This is a genomic window from Sulfitobacter sp. HI0027 (genome assembly GCF_001634775.1).
Lineage (GTDB): Bacteria > Pseudomonadota > Alphaproteobacteria > Rhodobacterales > Rhodobacteraceae > Sulfitobacter.
The window spans coordinates 1-21277 of the sequence record NZ_LWER01000183.1 but is presented as its reverse complement, the minus strand read 5'-3'; the positions used below and the strand labels follow the sequence as shown (position 1 = coordinate 21277).

The 21277-nt window shown below is 61.5% G+C and carries 20 protein-coding genes, 1 tRNA gene and 1 rRNA gene; 17 read left to right on the top strand and 5 right to left on the bottom strand.

The features are described 5' to 3' along the window. Positions 1 to 134 precede the first annotated feature (134 nt). Genes A3722_RS11500 through A3722_RS11485 form a run of 4 tightly spaced genes read left to right on the top strand, consistent with a single transcriptional unit; the run spans position 135 to position 5410 of the window. Complete coding sequence (locus A3722_RS11500; protein ID WP_067625178.1) at positions 135 to 2186, top strand: HAD-IIB family hydrolase; 2052 nt, start codon at positions 135 to 137, stop codon at positions 2184 to 2186. Further along, the gene (locus A3722_RS11495) at positions 2183 to 3340 is read left to right on the top strand and encodes a glycosyltransferase (RefSeq protein WP_067625181.1); all 1158 of its coding nucleotides are present in this window, start codon (positions 2183 to 2185) and stop codon (positions 3338 to 3340) included. The genes A3722_RS11500 and A3722_RS11495 overlap by 4 nt, the downstream gene beginning before the upstream one ends. Next, a complete protein-coding gene (locus tag A3722_RS11490; protein WP_067625184.1) occupies positions 3312 to 4256 on the top strand; it encodes a glycosyltransferase family 2 protein in 945 nt (314 codons plus the stop codon). The genes A3722_RS11495 and A3722_RS11490 overlap by 29 nt, the downstream gene beginning before the upstream one ends. Next, the gene (locus tag A3722_RS11485) at positions 4253 to 5410 is read left to right on the top strand and encodes a glycosyltransferase (protein WP_067625187.1); all 1158 of its coding nucleotides are present in this window, start codon (positions 4253 to 4255) and stop codon (positions 5408 to 5410) included. Before A3722_RS11490 ends, A3722_RS11485 begins: the two co-directional genes overlap by 4 nt. On the opposite strand, the gene A3722_RS11480 is transcribed toward A3722_RS11485, so the two are convergent. Continuing rightward, positions 5407 to 6156: a Crp/Fnr family transcriptional regulator gene (locus A3722_RS11480; protein ID WP_082849462.1), complete on the bottom strand. Its 750-nt coding sequence runs from the start codon at positions 6154 to 6156 to the stop codon at positions 5407 to 5409. The genes A3722_RS11485 and A3722_RS11480 overlap by 4 nt on opposite strands. Positions 6157 to 6527: 371 nt before the next feature. Between A3722_RS11480 and ileS the strand changes: the two genes are divergently transcribed. Continuing rightward, complete coding sequence (gene ileS, locus A3722_RS11475) at positions 6528 to 9449, top strand: isoleucine--tRNA ligase (RefSeq protein ID WP_067625190.1); 2922 nt, start codon at positions 6528 to 6530, stop codon at positions 9447 to 9449. A gap of 246 nt (positions 9450 to 9695) precedes the next feature. Next, positions 9696 to 10151 (top strand): methylated-DNA--[protein]-cysteine S-methyltransferase, encoded by a 456-nt coding sequence (locus A3722_RS11470; protein WP_067625193.1) that lies wholly within the window; start codon positions 9696 to 9698, stop codon positions 10149 to 10151. 15 nt (positions 10152 to 10166) lie between these two features. On the opposite strand, the gene A3722_RS11465 is transcribed toward A3722_RS11470, so the two are convergent. Next, positions 10167 to 10862, bottom strand: coding sequence for a CDP-alcohol phosphatidyltransferase family protein (locus A3722_RS11465; RefSeq protein WP_067625196.1), 696 nt, complete (start codon positions 10860 to 10862; stop codon positions 10167 to 10169). A gap of 268 nt (positions 10863 to 11130) precedes the next feature. Between A3722_RS11465 and rpmB the strand changes: the two genes are divergently transcribed. Together rpmB and A3722_RS11455 are read left to right on the top strand one after the other, a co-directional pair. Beyond that, a complete protein-coding gene (gene rpmB, locus A3722_RS11460) occupies positions 11131 to 11430 on the top strand; it encodes a 50S ribosomal protein L28 (RefSeq protein ID WP_067625199.1) in 300 nt (99 codons plus the stop codon). Between the two features lie 256 nt (positions 11431 to 11686). Next, positions 11687 to 13339, top strand: a complete 1653-nt coding sequence (locus A3722_RS11455; RefSeq protein ID WP_067625202.1) for a BCCT family transporter — start codon at positions 11687 to 11689, stop codon at positions 13337 to 13339. 21 nt (positions 13340 to 13360) lie between these two features. Here A3722_RS11455 and A3722_RS11450 read toward each other — a convergent pair whose 3' ends face one another. Both A3722_RS11450 and A3722_RS11445 read right to left on the bottom strand, forming a co-directional pair. Beyond that, entirely contained in the window at positions 13361 to 14059 is a 699-nt protein-coding gene (locus tag A3722_RS11450) for an NAD-dependent deacylase (protein WP_067625204.1), read from the bottom strand. A gap of 6 nt (positions 14060 to 14065) precedes the next feature. Further along, entirely contained in the window at positions 14066 to 15061 is a 996-nt protein-coding gene (locus A3722_RS11445) for a LysR family transcriptional regulator (RefSeq protein ID WP_067625301.1), read from the bottom strand. Between the two features lie 191 nt (positions 15062 to 15252). Between A3722_RS11445 and A3722_RS11440 the strand changes: the two genes are divergently transcribed. From A3722_RS11440 to A3722_RS23295, 7 genes are all read left to right on the top strand, one after another. Next, positions 15253 to 16128, top strand: a complete 876-nt coding sequence (locus A3722_RS11440) for a carbon-nitrogen hydrolase family protein (protein ID WP_067625298.1) — start codon at positions 15253 to 15255, stop codon at positions 16126 to 16128. A gap of 81 nt (positions 16129 to 16209) precedes the next feature. Next, on the top strand, positions 16210 to 16428 hold the full coding sequence (gene infA / locus A3722_RS11435) for a translation initiation factor IF-1 (RefSeq protein ID WP_005978431.1): 219 nt from the start codon (positions 16210 to 16212) through the stop codon (positions 16426 to 16428). A gap of 81 nt (positions 16429 to 16509) precedes the next feature. Next, a complete protein-coding gene (locus tag A3722_RS11430) occupies positions 16510 to 17088 on the top strand; it encodes a Maf family protein (RefSeq protein ID WP_067625295.1) in 579 nt (192 codons plus the stop codon). Then, positions 17085 to 18119: a ribonuclease E/G gene (locus A3722_RS11425; protein WP_067625293.1), complete on the top strand. Its 1035-nt coding sequence runs from the start codon at positions 17085 to 17087 to the stop codon at positions 18117 to 18119. Before A3722_RS11430 ends, A3722_RS11425 begins: the two co-directional genes overlap by 4 nt. Beyond that, entirely contained in the window at positions 18116 to 18307 is a 192-nt protein-coding gene (locus A3722_RS11420; RefSeq protein WP_067625290.1) for a DNA gyrase inhibitor YacG, read from the top strand. Before A3722_RS11425 ends, A3722_RS11420 begins: the two co-directional genes overlap by 4 nt. A 115-nt stretch (positions 18308 to 18422) precedes the next feature. Then, positions 18423 to 18497, top strand: a tRNA-Phe gene (locus A3722_RS11415). 122 nt (positions 18498 to 18619) lie between these two features. Beyond that, the gene (locus A3722_RS23295; protein ID WP_082849461.1) at positions 18620 to 18793 is read left to right on the top strand and encodes a CsbD family protein; all 174 of its coding nucleotides are present in this window, start codon (positions 18620 to 18622) and stop codon (positions 18791 to 18793) included. Between the two features lie 63 nt (positions 18794 to 18856). On the opposite strand, the gene A3722_RS23290 is transcribed toward A3722_RS23295, so the two are convergent. Next, positions 18857 to 19015, bottom strand: coding sequence for a YqaE/Pmp3 family membrane protein (locus A3722_RS23290; protein ID WP_082849460.1), 159 nt, complete (start codon positions 19013 to 19015; stop codon positions 18857 to 18859). A 185-nt stretch (positions 19016 to 19200) separates the two neighbouring features. Between A3722_RS23290 and A3722_RS11410 the strand changes: the two genes are divergently transcribed. Continuing rightward, positions 19201 to 20061: a mechanosensitive ion channel family protein gene (locus A3722_RS11410; protein WP_067625286.1), complete on the top strand. Its 861-nt coding sequence runs from the start codon at positions 19201 to 19203 to the stop codon at positions 20059 to 20061. A gap of 652 nt (positions 20062 to 20713) precedes the next feature. After that, positions 20714 to 21277 (top strand): 16S ribosomal RNA (locus A3722_RS11405); the annotation flags it as partial.

Genomic DNA, 21277 nt, shown 5'->3' with positions numbered 1-21277 from the left:
ATTGGGGCTGGGCAGGGTACGGTGGCCAGAAGCTAGGACCGCCATGCCCGTCGTCGAGAAATGTTTGCATTAACATTTGTTATCGGAACGGAGGGGGCGCTAGGGGGGTCACCTCTCCATAAGGAGACCCGCTCATGTTCATTTGCCACATTGCCCTCGGGGGCTGCCTCACAGCGCCGTCTGTCAACTATGGCGTGACCGAAGATACCGGCGGTCACATCGCCTATATCTTGGGGGCCGCGCGCGCGCAGGCGGCACGGGGTGATGTGGATGCAGTGCAGATCGTGACCCGTGCTTTCGATGAGCCGGCGCTCGGGGCGGTTCACGCCCAGGCCGAGCAGCAGGTCAGCCGCAGCCTGTCGATCCGGCGGCTTTGGACCGCGCAGCGGGGGTATCTGAGCAAAGAAAACCTCGCCGCGGAAATTCCCGCACTGGTGGATGCTTTTCTAGAGGGTTTGGCGCAGGCGCAGGGGTTGCCGGATGTGATCCACGCGCATTTTGCCGATGCGGCGCAACTGGCACTGGCGGCGCGCGCGCGTTTTGGTATCCCGGTGATCTATACCCCGCATTCGCTGGCGCTGAGTAAATCGGGGTCTGCAGTAGATACCGACCGGGTCGCGGCGGAACGGCGCGCGCTGCTAGAGGCGGATGCGGTGGTGCTGTCTTCGCGCGATGAGGCAGAGGTGCAGGTCGCCGCCTATGGGGCGGATGCGCAGGCGCGGGTGCACCGCGTCTCTCCGGGTGTGTCGCTGCGCCGCCCGGCAGAGGCCGGGGCGGGCCGCGCCTTGCTGGCGGATAGGCTGAGCGATCCCGACCGCCCTACGCTGCTGGCCGTGGCGCGCCCCGTGGCCCGCAAGAACCTTGCAACCTTGGCGCGGGTCTATGCGGACAGCCCTGCGCTACAGGCGCGGGCGAACCTTGTGATCCTCGCAGGGCAGCACGGCGATGCGCTGCAGGCGAATGCAGAGGCCCGCGCGGAACTGACCCGCCTGCGCGAGACGCTGGAGGTGCCAGCGTTGCGGGGCAAGGTGGCATTGCCGCCCAGTCATACGCAGGGCGATGTGGCCGCACTTTATGACCGCGCGGCGCAAACGGGCGGGGTTTTCGTGAACCTCGCGCTGCATGAACCCTTTGGCCTGACCATGTTGGAGGCGGCCTCTCATGGATTGCCGGTGGTGGCGACGCAAGAGGGCGGGCCTGCTGATATCGTGGCGGACCTTGGGCATGGCATCTGCGTCCCGCCCCGCGATGTGGAGGCGATAGAGGCGGCGCTGTTGAAGCTTTTGGACGAGCCTGCATTCTGGGCCGAGGCTGCACAAGCCGGGCGTGCCCATGTCGGGCGCTACGATTGGTCGAAATGGGCCGAAGAGGTGCAACATATCTGCGAGGATGTTTGCAACCCCGCGCCAGTGACGGCGCAAGCGTCGGTCATGCTGGCCAGCGACATCGACAACACGCTGACCGGCTGCGCGCCTTCTGCTGCTTTGTTCAACGCATGGATCGCCCGCGACCGTCCGATGTTTGCCGTGGCCACGGGCCGCAGCCTGCCGGAGGCCCGCCGCATTCTGCGCGATTGGAACCTGCCAAGCCCGCGTGTTTTCATCACTTCTGTCGGCACTGAGGTCTATCTGCCTGATGCGGAAGGGCGGCTTTGTCTGGATGAGCGTTTCGCCCAAAAGCTCGACGCCGGATGGCAGCGCGACCGGGTGGAGCGCGCGCTGAAGGAGTTCGGCTTTAACTGGCAGGCGCGGGTCGAACAGCGGCGCTGGAAGCTCAGCGGTTTCGGCGACATGCGCACCGCGCGCCGGTTGGAACGGCATCTGGCACGGCGCGGTGTGGCGGCGCAGATCGTGGCCTCCCACGGGCGGTTGATCGATGTCTTGCCTTTGGCCGCGGGCAAGGGCCCTGCGGTCTGTGCCGCGGCGCGGCGGTTGGGCATGACAATGGACCGGGTCGTGGTGGCCGGGGACAGTGGCAATGATTTCGATATGTTGCAGGCCGTGGAGGATGGGCCGGGCCGTGGCATCTTGGTCGGCAATGCAATGGACGGGCTGCGCGAACGTCTGAGCGGTAGGCGGCTCTACCATGCCCGCGCGGCCCATGCGGCGGGGGTTTTGGAAGGGCTGGAGACCTTTGGTTTCGCCCTCAACGCGATGGAGCCGCCGGTCAAGATGGTGGCGCAATGACCCGGCCCATCGGTTACTTCGTCCACCATCAGGGCCGGGGCCATGCGGAACGTTGCGCCGCAGTGGTCAACGCGCTGCCGGAGAGCCAGCCGGTGACCGTCTTTTGCGCCAAGCCCGATATCTTTCCCGCCTTCACCCGGCAGGTTGAAGTTATTGCCTTGCCGTCGCTCTTTGAGCCCACAGGAAACGAAGACATCAATGATACCACCAACGCGCCGGATACGGTGCATTGCGCGCCGCTCGGCTGGCCGGGTATTCGGCAGGCCATGGCGCAACTGGCCTCTTGGTTCGCCAGCGCCAATCCGGTGCTGATGATCAGCGATGTCTCGGCGGAAGTGGCCCAACTGGCACGGATCTGTTCGGTGGCGCATGTGAAAGTGCTGCAGCACGGGCAGCGCGACGATCCGGGGCATCAGGCGGCCTATGACGGGGCTGTCGGACTGCTTTGCCCCGCCGCAAAGGCGCTGGCGCAGCCTGATTGGCCCGCACGGCATATGGCAAAGACGCATTTCGCAGGGGGCTTGGGGGTCGACGTAAAACGCCCCGATCCGGCGCGGCGCGCCATGTTGCGCGACCAGCTTGGCATCGCGCCGGATCAGCGCATGGTGGTTGTCATGTCAGGCGGGGGCGGCACCGGATTTGCCTCGGCGCCCTTTGGCATCGCGGCGCGGGCGCTGCCTGAGACGGCATTCGTCACCATCGGTCGGATGGCGCGGGATTGGCACGCGACCGAACCTGCGAACCTGCACCATCACGGTTGGGTCGATAACGCGGCGGATTATCTGGCGGCGGCGGATATGGTCGTGGCCTCGACAGGCAATACCACCTGTCATCAGATCCTCGCTGCCGAGACGCCGTGGTTGGCCGTACCGGAGTGGCGCTATTTCGATGAACAGATCGAAAAGGCCGAGGCGCTGCACCGCGCGGGGGCGGCGCATCATCTGGCGCATTTACCATCTTCTGCCGGAGCATGGCGCGCGGCGATCCAACGCACGTTCGATACCCATGACCCGGCCCTGCAGCGCGGCCTGGTCGATGAAGATGCCGCGGCTCAGACCGCCCGTTGGCTGACCGGCCTGACCGATCAGTTGCTATCCGAAACATCCAATGAAACCGGAGATTTACATGACGTCGTTCACCCCATCCGTGCCTGAAACCACCACAGTCAGCGCGCTGACGCTTGCGCGGGGGCGGGCTGCTCATCTGCGCAATGTGATCCTTGGCCTGACCCGTCAGACCCGACAGCCGGATGAACTGGTGATCGGGGTCATGCAAGACACGCTTTATGACGATCTGCCGCAGACCGATTTCCCGATCCGACAAGTGCAGGTCACGGGCCGCGAATTGCCGCTGTCACGCGCGCGTAATACCGTCGCGGCAGAGGCCATGGGCGATTGCCTTGTCTTTCTCGACGTGGATTGCATTCCGGCCCCAGAGCTGATCGCCGACTATATGGGCTATGCGGTGCCGGGCAACGGGCTGATCATGGGCGAGGTCAATTACCTCCCCGCGGGCACGGCGACCGAGGGATGGAGCTATGACACGCTCAAAGCCGTGGCCGTGCGCCATTCCGACCGCCAAGGACCGCCCGCAGAAGGGCTGAAGCGCTGCAACGATTACCGCTGCTTCTGGTCGCTGAACTTTGCCATTCACCGCGCGGATTGGGACCGCTCCGGCGGGTTTGACGAACGTTTCACCGGCTACGGGGGCGAGGATACCGACTTTGGCCGCGAATTGGATGAACGCGGCGTGCCGATCCACTGGGCAAAGGGGGCGAAGGTGTTTCACCAGCATCACCCGCATTGCATGCCGCCGATTCACCACATCCCGTCGATCCTGCGCAATACCGAGATCTTTGCCGACAAATGGGGTCACCGCACTATGAACCACTGGCTCACCGCTTTTCGCCTGATGGGTTTGGTGGGGGCTGATGGCGATACGCTGGTGCAGCTGCGCGAACCGGATGCGGATGATTTTGCGCTTTGTGAACAGCAGTCAGACCAGCCCTATGCCAATACCGCGCGTGTGCTGCGCCACCTCCGGGGCGAAGAGCGGATCGCGGCGGAATGACCCTGCGCATCGCCATCGTCGGCCATATTCGGCACCCCATCGCCCCGCCGTTCAAGGGCGGGATGGAGGCTTTTACCCATAGCCTTGCCCGTATGCTGGCCGAGCGGGGCCATGACGTGACCCTGTTGGCCTGTGGCGATAGTGCAACGGGCCTGCCGCCGGGGGTCAAACTGCTGCCGATTTGCGAAACGCATTACGACGCACGCTATCCGTGGCATGAGTTTCACGGCACCGATGCGCTGAACGACCACCTCGATGCCTGCTATGCCCGCGCCGCTCGGCTGCTGCTGGAGGGGCGCTTTGACGTGGTACACAACAACGCGCTGCACCGCTACCTTCCGCGGCTCTCGCGGGCGGAGCGGCTGCCGATGGTCACTTCATTGCATATTCCGCCCTTTAAGGTGCTGCGCGGCGCGCTGATGGATGGGGCGGCGCCATGGCATCTGTCGTCTGTGGTGTCGGCCCGGCAGCGCGGCATCTGGTGGCCCGAGGGCGCGCCGGAAACGGCGCATGTGGTACACAACGGCATCTACCTTTCCGAATGGCCCCAAGGCGGGCCGGGCGATGGGAGCGCTGTCTGGGCCGGGCGCATTACCCCGACCAAGGGCACCCATCTGGCGGCAGAGGCGGCGCAGATCGCCGGGGTGCCGCTGCGCATCTACGGCGTGGTGGAGCATCAGGACTACCTTAACGACATGGTAAGACCGCATCTTTATGACGATGTGGCCTATGTTGGGCATCTGGATACAGAGGCCCTTGGGCGGGCCTATGGCAGGGCGTCGGTGGCGCTTTTCACCCCGCAGTGGGAGGAACCCTTTGGCCTCGCGGCGGTAGAGGCGATGGCGACGGGCCTGCCAGTGGCCGCGACGCCGCATGGGGCGGTTGAAGAAGTGTTGGGCGAGGCGGGCGTTATTGCTGTGGATGACAGCCCCGTGGCCTTGGCTGAGGCACTGCGACAGGCGCTCGCGATCCCCGCCGAGGTGCCGCGCGCCCGTGTGGCGCGGCTGTTTGATGCGCAGGCGATGGTGACAAAGTTCGAGCGGCTTTATCACGCGGCCCTAGCGCAGGGCGACGCGGTGGTGCCGCACAGAACATATCCGGCGATCGCCCTGCATGTGGAGGGTGCGGATCGGCCTTTGGCAGAGGCAGGTTAAAGGGCCGCTTCGGACTGCGGCATATAGAGGTATGCAGGCTCGAACTGGCCGACCTTATGCAGCCCCGCGCGGTCATGGATCAGCAGTTTGCCGCCCGTCACCGCACAGCAGCCGTGTTCGCGCAATTCGCGCAATGTTCGGCTGACATGCACCGAGGTGAGGCCGGTAGCATCGGCGATGTCGGTCTGGCGCAGGCTGAAGGGCAGGCTTTGACGCTCCATACCGTAGGCGGCGGACATGCGGGCATCAAATTCGCTCAGGAAATTCGCGACCCGCGCGAGCGCGCGCATGGCGCTGTTGCGCATCACCCAATGGCGGTGGATGGAGGCATCGACCAAAGTCATGAGCCAGAGTTTCCGGGCCATTTCAACATCGCCATTCAGCAATTCGCGCAGCGGCTCATGCGCGATCATGGCGACCCGCGTATCGGTCAGCGAAATGACATCATGGTCTAGCCGTTTGAGCGGGAAGGCATGGAGATCGACAAACTCTCCGGGGAACTGCAGGGCGACGAACGTGCTCCGCGCGCGCTGCCCGCGGGGCACGCTGCGGGCGATGAGCCCATCCAGCAGCAGCAGGCTATAATCCAAGAAATCACCCCTGCGGCTGATCACGGCGCCCGGCGTAAATTGCTTGTGCTGGGTCAACAGCGGCGCAAGCCTAGCCCATTGCGCACCGTCTAGATGGTCCACCATGCCACAGGGCTTGACCGACATATCGTTGTAAAAGGAGTCTTTGATCGTCACACGTAAGTCTTTCGCCCAATGAAAATGACGCGGGTCCTTAAATGCAGGGTCCGCGGGCTATATCTTTTATCGAAAGGCTTATGATGCTGATTTTGCCGAAAAATTCAAGGGAAGGCCGGGGATCATAAAAAATGTTAAGTTTGGCGGGCGGCGCATGTGGCGGGATTTTCAGCACGGATTGTTGCGCTTCTTCCGGGGCTTGTCGGGGCAGGGGGGGCTGTTTATAAGCGCCCCTATGACACGCCTCACCGCGATCATTATTCGAATTATATCCCCGGCGCTCTGAGCAATTGAGACGCCGGGCCGAGGTGCTTGAGCCATTCGCACCGACCGAGATTGAATAACCCCCATATGCCTAAAGGACGCTCCCCATGTGCGCCGAGACCCCCGACTACAAAGCCACGCTGAACCTGCCCAAGACCGATTTCCCCATGCGCGCCGGACTGCCCAAGCGCGAGCCCGGCTGGCTGGAGCGGTGGGAGAAGATCGGCGTCTATGACCGCTTGCGCGAGAAAGAGGGGCGTCAGCCCTTCACGCTGCATGACGGCCCTCCCTATGCCAACGGGCATTTGCACATCGGTCACGCGTTGAACAAGACGATCAAGGACATGATTGTGCGCAGCCATCAGATGATGGGCTATGACGCGCGCTACATCCCTGGCTGGGACTGCCACGGCCTGCCGATCGAATGGAAGATCGAAGAGCAGTACCGCAAGAAGGGCCGCGACAAGGATCAGGTGCCGATCAATGAATTCCGCGCCGAATGTCGCGAGTTCGCCCGCGGTTGGGTCGACGTGCAGCGCGAGGAATTCAAGCGTCTGGGCATCACCGGCAATTGGGAAAACCCCTATCTGACCATGGATTTCCATGCCGAGCGTGTCATCGCCGAGGAATTCATGAAGTTCCTGATGAACGGCACGCTTTATCAAGGCTCCAAGCCTGTGATGTGGTCGCCGGTTGAGAAAACCGCGCTGGCCGAGGCCGAGGTTGAGTATCACGACAAGGAAAGCCACACCGTTTGGGTGAAGTTCAAGGTGGTCGGGACCGAGGGCGATCTGGACGGGGCGCAGGTGGTGATCTGGACCACAACGCCTTGGACCATGCCCTCGAACAAGGCCGTGGTGTACGGCGAGGGCATTTCCTATGGCCTTTACGAAGTGACCAGCACACCGGACGAATGCTGGGCCAATGTTGGCGAGCGTTTCCTGCTGGCCGATGATCTGGCGGCGGATGTCTTTGCCCGCGCCCGTCTGGAAGACGGTATGTGGAACCGTGTGCGCGGTGTCGAGAATGACGAATTAGCCAAGATTTCGCTTTTGCACCCGCTGGCCGGCGCCGAAGGGGCGGAGGGCGAGTGGGATGATCCGCGAGATTTCCGTGCCGCCGATTTTGTGACTTCGGACGAGGGGACTGGCTTCGTGCACTGCGCGCCGTCGCACGGTCTTGAGGAATACGAGCTTTATCGCGATCTGGGCATGCTGCCGCAGGTCATCACCTACAACGTCATGGAAGACGGCCGTTTCCGCGACGATCTGCCGTTCTTTGGCGGCAAGGCGATCCTCAAGCCGAACGGCAAAGAGGGCAACGCCAACAGCGCCATCATCGACAAGCTGGTTGAGGTCGGCGGGCTGCTCGCGCGCGGCAAGATCAAGCACAGCTATCCGCATAGCTGGCGCTCCAAGGCGCCGGTGATCTACCGCAACACGCCGCAGTGGTTTGCCGCGATCGACAAGGTTGTCGGCGACGGGCTGGACCAGAACGGCAAGACCATCCGCGAACGCGCATTGACTTGCATCGACAAGGTCAATTGGGTGCCGAAATCTGGCCGCAACCGCCTGCATTCGATGATGGAAGCACGGCCTGACTGGGTGCTCAGCCGCCAGCGCGCCTGGGGCGTGCCGCTGACCTGTTTTGTGCGCAAGGGTGTGGCGCCGACAGATGAGAACTTCCTGCTGCGCAATCCTGAGGTCAATCAGCGTATCGTTGAGGCCTTCGAGGCCGAAGGCGCGGATGCCTGGTATGCGGAAGGCGCGAAAGAACGCTTCCTTGAGGGCATCGTCGATCCGGCAGAGTTCGATCAGGTGACCGACATCCTCGACGTTTGGTTTGACAGCGGCTCGACCCATGCCTTCACCCTGCGCGACCGTGAAGACGGGACCGAGGACGGCATCGCTGACGTTTATATGGAAGGCACCGACCAGCACCGCGGGTGGTTCCACTCCTCGCTGTTGCAGTCTGTGGGCACCACGGGCCGCGCGCCTTACCGCAACGTGGTGACGCACGGTTTCACGCTGGACGCGAAGGGCATGAAGATGTCCAAATCCATCGGCAACACCATCGTGCCCGAGAAGATCGTCCAGCAATATGGCGCCGATATTCTGCGGCTTTGGGTGGCGCAGACCGATTACACCGCCGACCAGCGGATCGGGGATGAGATCCTCAAAGGCGTGGCCGACAGCTATCGCCGCTTGCGCAACACCATGCGCTATATGCTCGGCGCGTTGAATGATTTCAGCGAGGCGGACCGGGTTGATCCGGCAGATATGCCGGAGCTAGAGCGGTGGGTGCTGCACCGGGTGGCGGAACTCGACAAGGTGGTGCGCGACGGCTTTGCGCGCTTTGACTTCCAAGGTGTGTTCCAGGCGGTGTTTACCTTTGCCACCGTCGATCTCTCGGCCTTCTACTTCGATATCCGCAAGGATGCGCTTTATTGCGATGGCGATACCCTGCGCCGCCGCGCCGCGCGCACGGTGCTGGATATCCTGTTCCACCGTCTGACCACATGGCTTGCACCTGTGCTGGTCTTCACGATGGAAGAAGTCTGGCTGGAGCGCTTCCCGGGCGACGACTCCTCGGTGCATCTGGTGGATATGCACGAAACGCCTGAAGCATGGCTAAACCCGGAACTGGCGGCGAAATGGGCCAAGGTCCGTGCCGCGCGCCGTGTGGTGACGGCGGCGCTGGAGGTGCAGCGGACCGAGAAGGTGATCGGTGCCTCGCTCGAAGCGGCCCCCGTTGTGCATGTCGACGACGCGGCGCAGCGCGAGGCGTTGGAGAGCGTGTCCTTTGAGGACGTAGCCATCACCTCTGACATCACCGTAACCGGCGATGCAGCCCCGGCTGAGGCCTTCCGCATGCCCGAGACGCAAGGCGTGGCGGTGGTATTCGAAAAGGCCGAGGGTGCCAAATGCGAGCGCTGCTGGAAGGTGCTGCCGGATGTCGGCACGCATGAGCATCCCGGCGTTTGCGGGCGCTGTGATGAGGCGGTGCGTGAGGCTTTGGCGGACGCCTGAGCCAGCATTAGAACTGAAAATGGCGGGCGGCGGTTTATCTGTCGCCCGTTTTCCTTTGCGCCACCCTGATCATATGTCCTGCCCGGTGGCACACCCGCTGGAGGGCAATTTTGCAGCGTTTCCACAGATCGCACCTTCAGCGGCTCTTGGACGCCCATGCCCGCCGGAAAGGTAGCAACGTCCCCTAGGGAGGGCGATGCCCTAAGCGCTCTTTCGCAGGCGCGTTTTCTGACGCAGAATGAGGCGATGAAACAAGCCTCCCTCTCCACGCCCTTCGGCGATCTGACCCTGACCGAAGAGGACGGGGCGATCACGGCGCTTGGGTGGGGGCAGGCAGCGCGGCAGGATCGCTCGGACCTGCTGGATGCCGCGCTGCGCCAACTCAAGGAATACGCGACAGCCGAGCGTCAAAGCTTTGACCTACCGCTGCGCGTTATGGGGAGCGACTTCCAGCGCGCGGTCTGCACCGCGATTCTTGCGATTCCCTTTGGCCACACCCGCACCTACGGAGAGATTGCCCGCGACCTCGGCGTGCCTGCGCAAGCGGTGGGTGGGGCCTGTGGCGGCAATCCGATCCCGGTCATTATCCCATGCCACCGGGTAATGGGGGCAAAGGGTCTGACCGGTTTTAGCGGGGCAGGCGGGGTCGAAACCAAGGTCGCATTGCTGCGCCATGAAGGCGCGGCGGGGCTGCTGATCTAACCTCGTAAAGCAGGCTCAGTCTTCGGCGAGAGGGATCAACTGCTGCGCAGCACCAGCGCAGATCAGGTAGATTGAGGTGATCACCAGCCCCCAGTGGGCCCAGCTTTCGGGGTGAAAGTTCACCCAAGCCGACCAGCCCGCGAAGAAGGTCCATGCCAGCGCCATGGGCAATGTCACGGGGCGCCAACGCTCGGTCCGGACGGGGTGCACGAACTTGATCGGCAGAAACATCGCTGCGGCAAGGATCGTGACCACGATTAGGCTGACCCACCACTGGGGCTGCAAAGCAAAGAGCACCAGCACCAGCATGTTCCAGCAGCCGGGAAAACCTTTAAAGGAATTGTCCTTTGTTTTCATGCGGGTGTCGGAGAAATACATGACGCTGGCAAAGGTGATGATAATGATCATCGCCCAACCGCTCCAGCCATCCATCAGCCCCGAGGTGAACAGCGCGAAGGCCGGGATGAAGACATAAGTGAGATAGTCGATGATGAGGTCCATCAAGACGCCATCGAATTCGGGGGCGTTGGTCTTCACATCGTATTTGCGCGCTAGCGGGCCGTCGATACCATCGACGAAGAAGGCGATCACCAGCCAAAGGAACATCAGGTCCCATTTCTCTTCCACAGCGGCGAGCATGGCAAGCATCGCCAGCACCGCACCGGTGGCAGTGAAAAGGTGAACGAAGAGGGCACGCATCTGTATGGTCATGCGTCTGCATCGCAAATCCGCCGGGGGGATGCAAAGGAAACTCTGGCGCGGGCGGCAAAAACCAGCGTAGCAAAGGTGGGTCAGCAGGGGCGCAGTTGACGGGGCCGGGCATTGCGCAGGAAATATGCCCAAGTCCCGCGCTTCGGGTTGACGGCTACCGCGATTCCCCTTAAAGCCAGCGAACCAATTCAGGGTCGGCTCTGCGCGGCCCCCACGTTATGTGTTTTTCCGGATCGCTGGAAGGACACAACAGCAAAAGGATGAACCCATGTCGCGCCGTTGCGAATTGACCGGAAAAGGCCCGATGACGGGCAACAACGTAAGCCACGCCAACAACCGTACACGCCGTCGGTTCCTGCCGAACCTCAACGACGTGTCGTTGCAGTCCGAAGCACTGGGCCGCGCGTTCAAGCTGCGCATCTCTGCCGCAGCCCTGCGCAGCGTCGACCACCGCGGTGGTCTGGACAAGTTCCTGGCGAAAGCCAAGGACGTTGAACTGTCCGACAATGCGTTGAAAATCAAAAAGGCCATCGCGAAAACCAGCGCGACCGCCGATGTGCTGAGCTAAGGCTTACCACAGACCAGATTGGGGCCTCGATCCGAAAGGATCGGGGCCTTTTTCGTTTTGGGCTTAGGTCTTTCTTAAGGGTTTCCCGGCTATCAGGATGGCACCCCGCGCTGCCATTGGCGGTTTTGTTGCGCAGGGGTATGTTTTTATTCGGGAAACCTTGGAAATGCGCGCTAATTGATCCTCTGACATTTGTTGTTCTGGCCATGCTACCTGCCAAGCGGGGCTCAGACCGTGCATCAAGATCGGAGATTTCATGACTGACCCCACCCCCGGCACGCCAAACTCTAGCCCGCCCTCGGGCACGCCTGCCGACACGAATGAGATCGAGACTGATTTCGAGGTTGGCCAAGACAACATCGACGGGACATTGGGCCCGCTGGGCTTTGACATCCACAACCCGGTCTTCATGGTGTCCGGCCTGACGGCAGTGGCCTTTGTGCTGCTGACGATGCTTTTCCCGGATCAAGCCGGGGTGGTCTTCCTTGCTGTTCGGGATTTCGCCACCACCAAGCTGGACTGGCTGTTCATGATCATCGTGAACATCTTCGTTATCTTTTGTATCGTGCTGATTTTCTTGCCCATCTCCAAAGTCAGGCTTGGCGGGAAAGAGGCCGTGCCAGAGTATTCCTACCTTGCTTGGTTCGCTATGCTTTTCGCCGCGGGCATGGGCATCGGGCTTTTGTTCTTTGGCGTGCTTGAGCCGGTGTATCATATGAACGTCTCTGGCCCCTTGGGGGTGCCCCTGCCGATTGCCGAAGATGGGTCGATCATACCTGAGAATGTCGAGGCCGCCCGCGCCATGGGGCTCGCGGCGACCTTTTACCACTGGGGGCTGCATGGCTGGGCGGTCTATGCGATCATGGCGCTGGCCTTGGCCCTGTTTACCTATAACAAGGGGCTGCCATTCTCGATCCGGTCCTGTTTCTATCCGCTTCTGGGCGATCGGGTCTGGGGCTGGCCGGGACATATCATTGATATCTTGGCGGTTTTCGCGACGCTTTTTGGTCTTGCCACATCGCTTGGCTTGGGCGCGCAGCAGGCCAACGCGGGGTTCAACTTTGCCTTCGGGCTTGAGATTTCGACCAACGTGCAGGTGGTCATTATCCTTTTGGTCACCGCCGTGGCGCTGGTGTCGGTCTGGCGCGGGTTGGACGGCGGGGTAAAGATCCTGTCGGAGGTGAACATGATCGTGGCGGTCCTGTTCTTCCTCTTTGTGCTGTTCGTGGGCCCAACGTTGGTGGGGCTTGATGGCTTTTGGACCGGCTTGGTGGCCTATACGCAAGAGATCATTCCACTTTCCAACCCCTTTGGCCGCGATGACGACGGCTACCGCGAAGGGTGGACGGCGTTCTATTGGGCGTGGTGGGTATCTTGGGCGCCTTTCGTGGGGATGTTCATCGCGCGGGTCTCGCGCGGGCGCACGGTGCGGGAATTTATCATCTGTGTGCTGCTGATCCCCTCCCTCATCATCTTTATCTGGATGGGCGTCTTTGGCGGTATTGCGATTGATCAAATCCTGACCAGCCCCGAAACATCGTTGGTGAAGGCCAATGTGATCGACAGCTATTCGCCGGAACTGTCGCTTTTCGGGATGTTGAATGAACTGCCTTTCACCAAGGTGGCCTCGACCATCGCGATTCTCTTGGCGCTGGTGTTCTTTGTTACCTCGTCGGATTCGGGGTCGCTGGTTGTCGATACGATCACGGCGGGAGGCAAAATCGACGCGCCGGTCCCGCAGCGTATCTTTTGGTGCATCGTCGAAGGGTTGATCGCCATCGTGCTGTTGATCGGCGGCGGGCTCTCGGCCCTGCAGGCCGGGGTCACGGCGACGGGTGTGCCCTTTGCGATCTTGATGCTGGTCATGTGCTATACGGTCTACAAGGGTCTGCGCAGCGAACCGCGCTGAGACTATCTGGCGTGCCGTAACTTAGCGGCGCGCCGCCAAAACCTCTGCCACCCATTCGGGGACCGTCTGGCTGGCTGGCCCGATGCGATGCTCCGCGAACTGATTGCCCACGGCAGAGCGTTCGAGATTGAATTCAATCGTATGCGCCCCGGCGCGGCGGGCCTCGGCGACGAAACCGGCGGCGGGGTAAACGTTGCCCGAGGTGCCAATCGCGGCAAAGACATCCGCCTCAACCAAATGATCAAACAGCGCGTCCATCTGATAAGGCATCTCGCCAAACCAGACGATATCGGGTCGCGCGGCGGGGGCGTTGCAGGCGGGGCAGGCATCGCCCGGTGCCATGACCATGGGCGCAGGCCAGCGGTGATCGCAGGCGGCGCAGAGCGCGCCTTTGAGGGCACCATGCATGTGCATCACCTGTCGCGAGCCGCCCTGTTCGTGCAGATCATCGACATTCTGGGTGATGACGACCACCTCGCCGTCAAGCTCGGCCTCTAGCCGGGCGAGGGCGCGATGCGCGGCGTTGGGTGACACCTCGGCCGCCTGTGCGCGGCGGGCGTTGTAGAAATCGACCACCAGTTTTGGATTGCGGGCGAAGCCTTCGGGGGTGGCCACGTCTTCGACGCGGTGCTGCGCCCAAAGGCCATCGGAGGCGCGGAAGGTTTCGAGCCCGCTTTCGGCAGAAATCCCCGCGCCAGTAAGGATCACGATCTTGGTCATGGGGTATTATTCTCCGATCGGGTCTTCGGCTTCAAGCAGGTGAAACCCATCCGCCAGCCACGGCAGTTGCGCGAGGGCGGGGGCGATCATATGCGTCTGCATCAACTGCCGCATGGTCTGGGCAATGTCGCGCGGCACCGGGCCGGACCATTCGGCCCCGGCAAAGAGCGAAATGGTTCGCGCGGGTAGCGGGGTGTTCAGGGGGGCGGGCAGGGGATGCGCGGCCAGCCGGTCGTGGAAACGGGCGGCGCGCATGTAGCCCAAGGGCGTCGTTATCGCCCAGCCAATGCCGCGTGCCACCATGGCCATCAGCGCCAGATGGCTGCCGATCTCGAACCGTGCGCGCAGGTTGTGGCCCTGCGCGGTAAGATGTGCCTCGATCTGTCGCGCGATTAACTGGTCGGCGGCGTAGCGCAAAAAGGGCAGATCGGTGCTGCCGCGCAGCAGGGCCTCGGGGGCATAGGGCGCGCCCGCCGGGGTGACGAGGATGAAGGGGTCGCGGGCCAGTGGGTATTCCAAAACCCCGTCAATCGGTCCGTCGATCTGCGCCGAAAGCGCCATATGCAGGCTTTGATCGCGGAGCGCCTGGGCCAGTTCGTTGCTGCCTGCGGTGATCATGCGAAAGCGGCACCCGGTCAGGCTGTCGCCAAGGATCGTGGCAAGGCGCGGGGTCAGATCATCGTCGAAATCATCGATCACACCGAGGTTCAGCGCCTCCAGATGGGCCAGATCCATCACCGTGACTTCGCTCTGCGCTTGGCGCAATTCGCTGAGCGCCTGTTCGGCCCGGCGCAGAAACATCTGCCCGGCTTGGGTCAATCGCATGGGGCGGCGGGTGTGATCGACCAGTTCCGCCCCGATGGCGGCTTCGAGGTTGCGCATCTGCTGGCTGACGGCGGGCTGGCTGAGCCCCGTGGCCTCTGCCGCCTGCGCCACCGATCCGCTGCGCGCGAGCGCCTCAAACACTTCGATGCCCCGAAGGGTGATGCCTTTGTTCAGCATGTGGTCCCAACTCTTTCGGATCTTGTGAAACCACGGGCGGCTCAGGTCAAGCATTTGCCCATGGAAGTGGCAGCATATCTGTCGCATCTGGAAAAGCGGCGGGAGGCGCTTTGGGCTCACGGGTCGCCCCCTTGAAGCCGCCGCCAAAGCTGCGCAGACTGCGGGCAAACAGCCCTCAGGAGCCTCTCCGAATGAAAATCGCCACAGCCGCCTATCCGCTCGATGTTCTGACCTCATGGGCGCAGTACGAAGACAAACTGGCCCATTGGGTCGCCGAGGCCGCGGTGCAGGGGGCGGAACTGCTGGTTTTTCCCGAATATGCCGCGATGGAATTGGCCACGCTGGATGGGGCCGAAGTGGCCGCCGATCTGGAGCGCTCGCTTTTCTCGGTCTCGGACAAGCTTGAGGAAGCCGACCGGCTGCATATGAAGCTCGCCACCGAGCACAATGTGCATATCGTGGCAGGCTCTGGCCCCGCGGCGACCGAGAGCCGTCCGGTCAACCGCGCGCGGCTGATTACGCCTACGGGGCAGGTGGGGGTGCAGGACAAGCAGATCATGACCCGTTTCGAGCGTGAAGAGTGGGGCGTGATCGGAGGCAATGCGCTTCAGGTTTTCGAGACCGCGATTGGCAAGATCGGGATTTTGATCTGTTATGACAGTGAGTTTCCCCTGCTGGGCCGGGCGCTGAGCGATTGCGATGTGATCTGCGTGCCCAGTGTCACCGAAACGCTAGCGGGCTATTGGCGGGTGCGCATCGGCTCCATGGCCCGCGCGTTGGAGAATCAGTGCATCACGGCGATGTCTTCGGTGGTGGGCGCGGCGGATTGGTCAGAGGCTTTGGGTCAATCTTTTGGCGCGGGGGGGATTTTCTGCCCGCCGGATCGCGGCTTCCCGCCGACGGGCATTTTGGGACTGCGCGAGGTGAACGCACCCGGCTGGACCATTGCAGAAGCCGATTTGGCGCAGGTCGCCGAGGTGCGCGCAGATGGCATCGTTTTGAACCGAAGGGACTGGCAAGACCAGATTGGCCGCGACGGAAAGGCGATAAACGTCGCTTTGCGCTGAATCCCCCTTGAAAAAGCGCAAAAATGCGCCCATTTAAGCCTGCGCCCTCAAATTGGAGGGTTTTGTGCTCAAGGAGAGACCATGGCCAAGGAAGATACGCTCGAATTTCCCGGTGTCGTGAAGGAACTCCTGCCTAACGCGACGTTTCGGGTCGAGCTGGAAAACGGCCATGAGATCATCGCGCATACGGCAGGCAAGATGCGGAAAAACCGCATCCGTGTTCTGGCTGGCGACAAGGTTCAGGTGGAAATGACACCCTATGATTTGACCAAGGGTCGGATCAACTATCGCTTCAAGTAAGCGTTCGCGCGTTGCGCGGCGCAGGCGGGGCCGTGCGCGGCCCCGACCGGGCTGCCGGCCTCAGGCAAAGAGGCCCATAAGATGCAGTTCATTCTCGGATCAGGATCACCGCGCCGATTGGAGCTTTTGGCCCAGATCGGCGTGGTCCCCGATGCCATCCGCGCCCCCGACATTGACGAGACCCCCTACAAGGCCGAATTGCCGCGCCCCTATTGCGCCCGCATGGCGCGTGAAAAGGTGGCGGCCGTGCCTGCTGAGGCGGATGACATCGTGCTCTGCGCGGACACCACTGTGGCGCTCGGGCGGCGCATCCTCGGCAAGCCCGAGGATGAGGCTGAAGCCGAAGCTTTCCTGCGGTTGATGTCGGGCCGTCGGCATAGGGTGGTCACTGCCGTTGCCGTGAAGCGGGGCGAAAAGCTTTGGCAGCGCGATGTGCAAAGCAACGTGAAGATGAAATCTTTATCCGAGCCTGAGATTCGCCGCTACCTTGCCACCGGCGATTGGCGCGGCAAGGCGGGTGGATATGGCATCCAAGGCCCCGCCGGCGCGCTGATCCCATGGATCAGCGGCTCATTCACCGCAATCGTCGGCCTGCCATTGGCCGAGGCTGCGAACCTGCTGCAAGCGGCAGGCTACCCATTTGACGGAGGTGCCGCATGAAGGGCCGTACGATCATTCTTGACCACCTTGGCGATGTTGAAGCCGCTGCACTCATGGTGGACGGCAAGCTGGACGATTTTTTGGTAGACAGCGACGCGCCGCGCGCTGGCACAGTATATCGCGCGATTGCTGATCGCCCGGTAAAGGGGCAGGGGGGGATGTTCCTCAAGACCCCCGATGGGGCGGCTTTTCTGCGCCAGATCAAAGGGCTGGCCCCCGGCCAGACGATCCTTGTGCAGGTCTCGGGCCATGCAGAGCCGGGCAAGGCGATCCCGGTGACCAATAAGCTGCTGTTCAAATCGCGTTATGCCATCGTGACGCCAGATGCGCCGGGGCTGAACATCTCGCGCTCTATCAAAGACGAAGAAGAACGTGACCGACTGCTGGAAATCGCTCATGAGGCCGCAGGCGGTGCTGATCTGGGTCTGATCCTGCGGTCCTCCTGCGCCGGGGCCGATGGCGAGGATATTGCCGAGGATATCGCGAATATGTTGGCGCTTGCGGATACCGTGGCCAATGACGACGCGCAGGAGATGGAGGTGCTGAGCGAAGGCGATGGGCCGCATCTGCTCGCATGGCGCGATTGGACCGCGCCCGCCGAGGTGGTGACCGAAGCCGGGGGCTTTGCCGATCATGGGGTATTGGAAGAGCTTGACCGCGTGTCCTCCTCCCAAGTGTCGCTTGGTGGCGGGGCGTCGATCTTTGTTGAGCCGACCCGCGCGTTGGTGGCCGTGGATGTGAACACGGGCAGTGACGCCTCGCTCGCGGCTGGGGTGAAAGCCAATATGGCCTGCGCCAAGGCGCTGCCCCGCGCGTTGCGCCTGCGCGGGCTGGGCGGGCAGATCACGCTCGATCTGGCCCCCATGCCCAAGAAAGACCGCCGCACCTTCGAAAGCGCGCTGCGTGCGGCCTTCCGCGCCGATGACGTGGACACGACGCTGGTCGGTTGGACGCCTTTGGGTCACTACGAATTGCAGCGTAAACGCGCCCGTCCGGTGCTGGCGGAGGTACTTGCAGGGGCAGGGCAATGAGCTGTCCGATCTGCAAAGCCGAAACCATCAAGGCACACCGCCCCTTCTGCTCGCGCCGCTGCGCCGACATCGATCTGGGCCGCTGGTTCAGCGGAAGCTACGCCGTCCCCTCGCGCGATCCGGAAGACGTTGAAGCAGCCATCGAGGCCGCCGAAGCAGCACAAGACCGCCCTGCAAAGCCCCATTAAGACAGGATAATTTGCGTTTCGTGAAAAGAAGTGGGTTTCGGGGCAAAATGGGGCTGGACACCCCGCGCTACAGGTCCTAGAACCCGCTCACCCGACCTCGAAAGAGGTGACCCGTGCCCGGGTAGCTCAGGGGTAGAGCAGTGGATTGAAAATCCTCGTGTCGGTGGTTCGATTCCGCCCCCGGGCACCATTTTTACCGAACAAAACAAATCACACCCTTCGCCCCCGCGGCGCGCGCGACTTCCGCAGCCAGCCCGGAACCTCCGCCAGCTTTCTGACGTTGTCCCTCTACTCATATAGAGGAGAGCAACCATGGCGAATGACGACCAAGCTAAAGGCAAGGCGAAAGACATCGGCGGCAAGCTGAAAGAAGAAGCTGGCGATGCCACAGGCAACGACGACCTCAAGCACGAAGGTCAGGCCGATCAGGCTGAAGGCAAGGTGCAAAAGGGCGTCGGCGACGCCAAAGATAAGCTATCAGACTAATCGCAAAAGCGCGCCTCTGACCGGAGGCGCGCTTTTCTGTCTGAGCCGCAAGGCTAGGCGCGCTCACTTCTTGATAATGATATAGATCGCATGGACGATCCCGGGGATGTAGCCCAGTAGCGTTAGGATGAGATTAATCCAGAAGTGCTTTCCTAGACCTTCCTGCAAGAACACCCCCAGAGGGGGCAATAGAATAGCGATGATAATGCGAATGATGTCCATAGTGTCACGCCGGGGCCGCCGGGCTCCTTTCTAGGTGGGTTAGTGGCTGGTCTAAGCTAGCCCTCATCAGCCAAGCGGCCAGGGATGCCGTGACAGGCGCGGGCAATTTACACTCGCCGCAGCAAGGGTTTTGCGGCACTCTATCGAAAAGCAGGAGGAGGGGCAGGGTGGAGCCAGTCAGGATTATGTGGCGCCAGATCATGGAGATGGCGCGGGATACTATTGCGCTTTTGCCGCAGATTGCCGTCGCCACCCTTGTATTGATATTGACTTGGGCGATCGCCGCGCTTGGCCGTTCGCTGGTCACTAGAACCCTGTCGCGAACCAAACTCCGCCCAAGCCTGCAAGACCTCTTTACGCTTCTGACGTCGATCCTCATTTGGGTCTTTGGCATCATGATCGCGGCCGTGATCGTCTTCCCCGGCCTTACCCCCGCCAGCATTCTGGCTGGCCTCGGCATCGGGTCGGTCGCCATCGGCTTTGCCTTCAAGGATGTCTTTGAGAACTTCCTTGCTGGGATCATCATCCTCTTTCGCCGCGAGATGCGTATGGGGGATCATATCGAATGTGAGGGGATCGAGGGTAAAGTTGCCCATATCGCCATCAGAGAGAGCCACATTCGCCAGACGGACGGGCAACTTGTGATCGTCCCGAACGCGATGCTGTTCAAAAACCCTGTCTATGTTCGCACGGATCAAAAACACCGCCGCCAAACAGTGATCTGCGGCGTGGCCTATGATGTGGATTTGAATGAGGCGCGCACTGTCATCACCCAAGCTGTCGAGGGTTGTGAGACAGTAGAGCAGGGGGATCACCCCATTCATATCTTCGCCCAAGAGTTTGGGGATTCCTCGATTAATTTCGAAGTGACTTGGTGGACAGGCTCGGTTCCGGTGGAACAGCGCCGCTCTCGGGATGAGGTCGTGACGGCGGTAAAGCGGGCGTTGGATGACGCCGGGCTTGAGATACCATTTCCTTACCGTACGCTCACCTTCAAAGAGCCGCTGCCGCTTCGCCGTTCAGAGGATAATGAAGCAGAGGGGTGAGGATTGCGGCATTATGAAGGGGTGCTGGCTTTCGATTTGATTCACCAAATAGATGCTTCTCGGCTGTGAATCGTGGGTGATTCACTGGAATCTGGCCGATCTTCCGTCGGAGCCGGGGCAGGGCGGCTGGATCCTGCCCTTCGAAAGCTTGAAAATAGCATGCAATTTCAGCCGCTTGCCGAAAGGTTCCCCGAAACCTTCACTTTTCTCAACTTTCTGCTTGCGGGTTTCTGTCACTCGCCTTAGAACCCCCTCTACCGGCGGCGCAGCGATGCAGCGGCGGGGCGCCAGACGGGGCGGACGGGAGCGGAGACGCTGAGTTCGGTTCGGAAAGCGGATAAAAATTCGAGGTATTAGGGCCGGGCGCGCCAAGAAGTTAGGGCGCATCTCAGTTTCTTTTGTCTCAACGTTGTTTGAAAATTTGATATCTGAAGAGATATGTGGGCGGTTTGGTTTATTCGATGGATCAACGTCTGTATATCGCGCTCTTAGGCTTCGGCCGATGATAGAGTGTCAGCTTCACTGTTTGGACGGCTTTCGACTACTTTGTAGTCTCAAGCACAACAAGCAGAGAACGGCTTGTATCTTTCAGTAAGGGATACAGGTCGATGTGCAGAGGTTCGACGTCAAGGATAAGCTAGCAATAGCTTTTCAACTTGAGAGTTTGATCCTGGCTCAGAACGAACGCTGGCGGCAGGCCTAACACATGCAAGTCGAGCGAGACCTTCGGGTCTAGCGGCGGACGGGTTAGTAACGCGTGGGAACGTGCCCTTCTCTGCGGAATAGCCACTGGAAACGGTGAATAATACCGCATACGCCCTTCGGGGGAAAGATTTATCGGAGAAGGATCGGCCCGCGTTAGATTAGATAGTTGGTGGGGTAATGGCCTACCAAGTCTACGATCTATAGCTGGTTTTAGAGGATGATCAGCAACACTGGGACTGAGACACGGCCCAGACTCCTACGGGAGGCAGCAGTGGGGAATCTTAGACAATGGGCGCAAGCCTGATCTAGCCATGCCGCGTGTGTGATGAAGGTCTTAGGATCGTAAAGCACTTTCGCCAGGGATGATAATGACAGTACCTGGTAAAGAAACCCCGGCTAACTCCGTGCCAGCAGCCGCGGTAATACGGAGGGGGTTAGCGTTGTTCGGAATTACTGGGCGTAAAGCGTACGTAGGCGGATCAGAAAGTTGGGGGTGAAATCCCGGGGCTCA

Bases quoted from the DNA above. Each gene is read 5' to 3' on its own strand.
- A3722_RS11455 (WP_067625202.1), top strand. From the start codon at position 11,687: ATGACTGACCCCACCCCCGGCACGCCAAACTCTAGCCCGCCCTCGGGC.
- ileS (WP_067625190.1), top strand. From the start codon at position 6,528: ATGTGCGCCGAGACCCCCGACTACAAAGCCACGCTGAACCTGCCCAAG.
- A3722_RS11425 (WP_067625293.1), top strand. From the start codon at position 17,085: ATGAAGGGCCGTACGATCATTCTTGACCACCTTGGCGATGTTGAAGCC.
- A3722_RS11420 (WP_067625290.1), top strand. From the start codon at position 18,116: ATGAGCTGTCCGATCTGCAAAGCCGAAACCATCAAGGCACACCGCCCC.
- A3722_RS11430 (WP_067625295.1), top strand. From the start codon at position 16,510: ATGCAGTTCATTCTCGGATCAGGATCACCGCGCCGATTGGAGCTTTTG.
- A3722_RS11440 (WP_067625298.1), top strand. From the start codon at position 15,253: ATGAAAATCGCCACAGCCGCCTATCCGCTCGATGTTCTGACCTCATGG.
- A3722_RS11485 (WP_067625187.1), top strand. From the start codon at position 4,253: ATGACCCTGCGCATCGCCATCGTCGGCCATATTCGGCACCCCATCGCC.
- A3722_RS11465 (WP_067625196.1), bottom strand. From the start codon at position 10,862: ATGACCATACAGATGCGTGCCCTCTTCGTTCACCTTTTCACTGCCACC.
- A3722_RS23295 (WP_082849461.1), top strand. From the start codon at position 18,620: ATGGCGAATGACGACCAAGCTAAAGGCAAGGCGAAAGACATCGGCGGC.
- rpmB (WP_067625199.1), top strand. From the start codon at position 11,131: ATGTCGCGCCGTTGCGAATTGACCGGAAAAGGCCCGATGACGGGCAAC.
- A3722_RS11495 (WP_067625181.1), top strand. From the start codon at position 2,183: ATGACCCGGCCCATCGGTTACTTCGTCCACCATCAGGGCCGGGGCCAT.
- A3722_RS23290 (WP_082849460.1), bottom strand. From the start codon at position 19,015: ATGGACATCATTCGCATTATCATCGCTATTCTATTGCCCCCTCTGGGG.
- A3722_RS11410 (WP_067625286.1), top strand. From the start codon at position 19,201: ATGTGGCGCCAGATCATGGAGATGGCGCGGGATACTATTGCGCTTTTG.
- A3722_RS11445 (WP_067625301.1), bottom strand. From the start codon at position 15,061: ATGCTGAACAAAGGCATCACCCTTCGGGGCATCGAAGTGTTTGAGGCG.
- A3722_RS11490 (WP_067625184.1), top strand. From the start codon at position 3,312: ATGACGTCGTTCACCCCATCCGTGCCTGAAACCACCACAGTCAGCGCG.
- A3722_RS11500 (WP_067625178.1), top strand. From the start codon at position 135: ATGTTCATTTGCCACATTGCCCTCGGGGGCTGCCTCACAGCGCCGTCT.
- A3722_RS11470 (WP_067625193.1), top strand. From the start codon at position 9,696: ATGAAACAAGCCTCCCTCTCCACGCCCTTCGGCGATCTGACCCTGACC.
- A3722_RS11450 (WP_067625204.1), bottom strand. From the start codon at position 14,059: ATGACCAAGATCGTGATCCTTACTGGCGCGGGGATTTCTGCCGAAAGC.
- infA (WP_005978431.1), top strand. From the start codon at position 16,210: ATGGCCAAGGAAGATACGCTCGAATTTCCCGGTGTCGTGAAGGAACTC.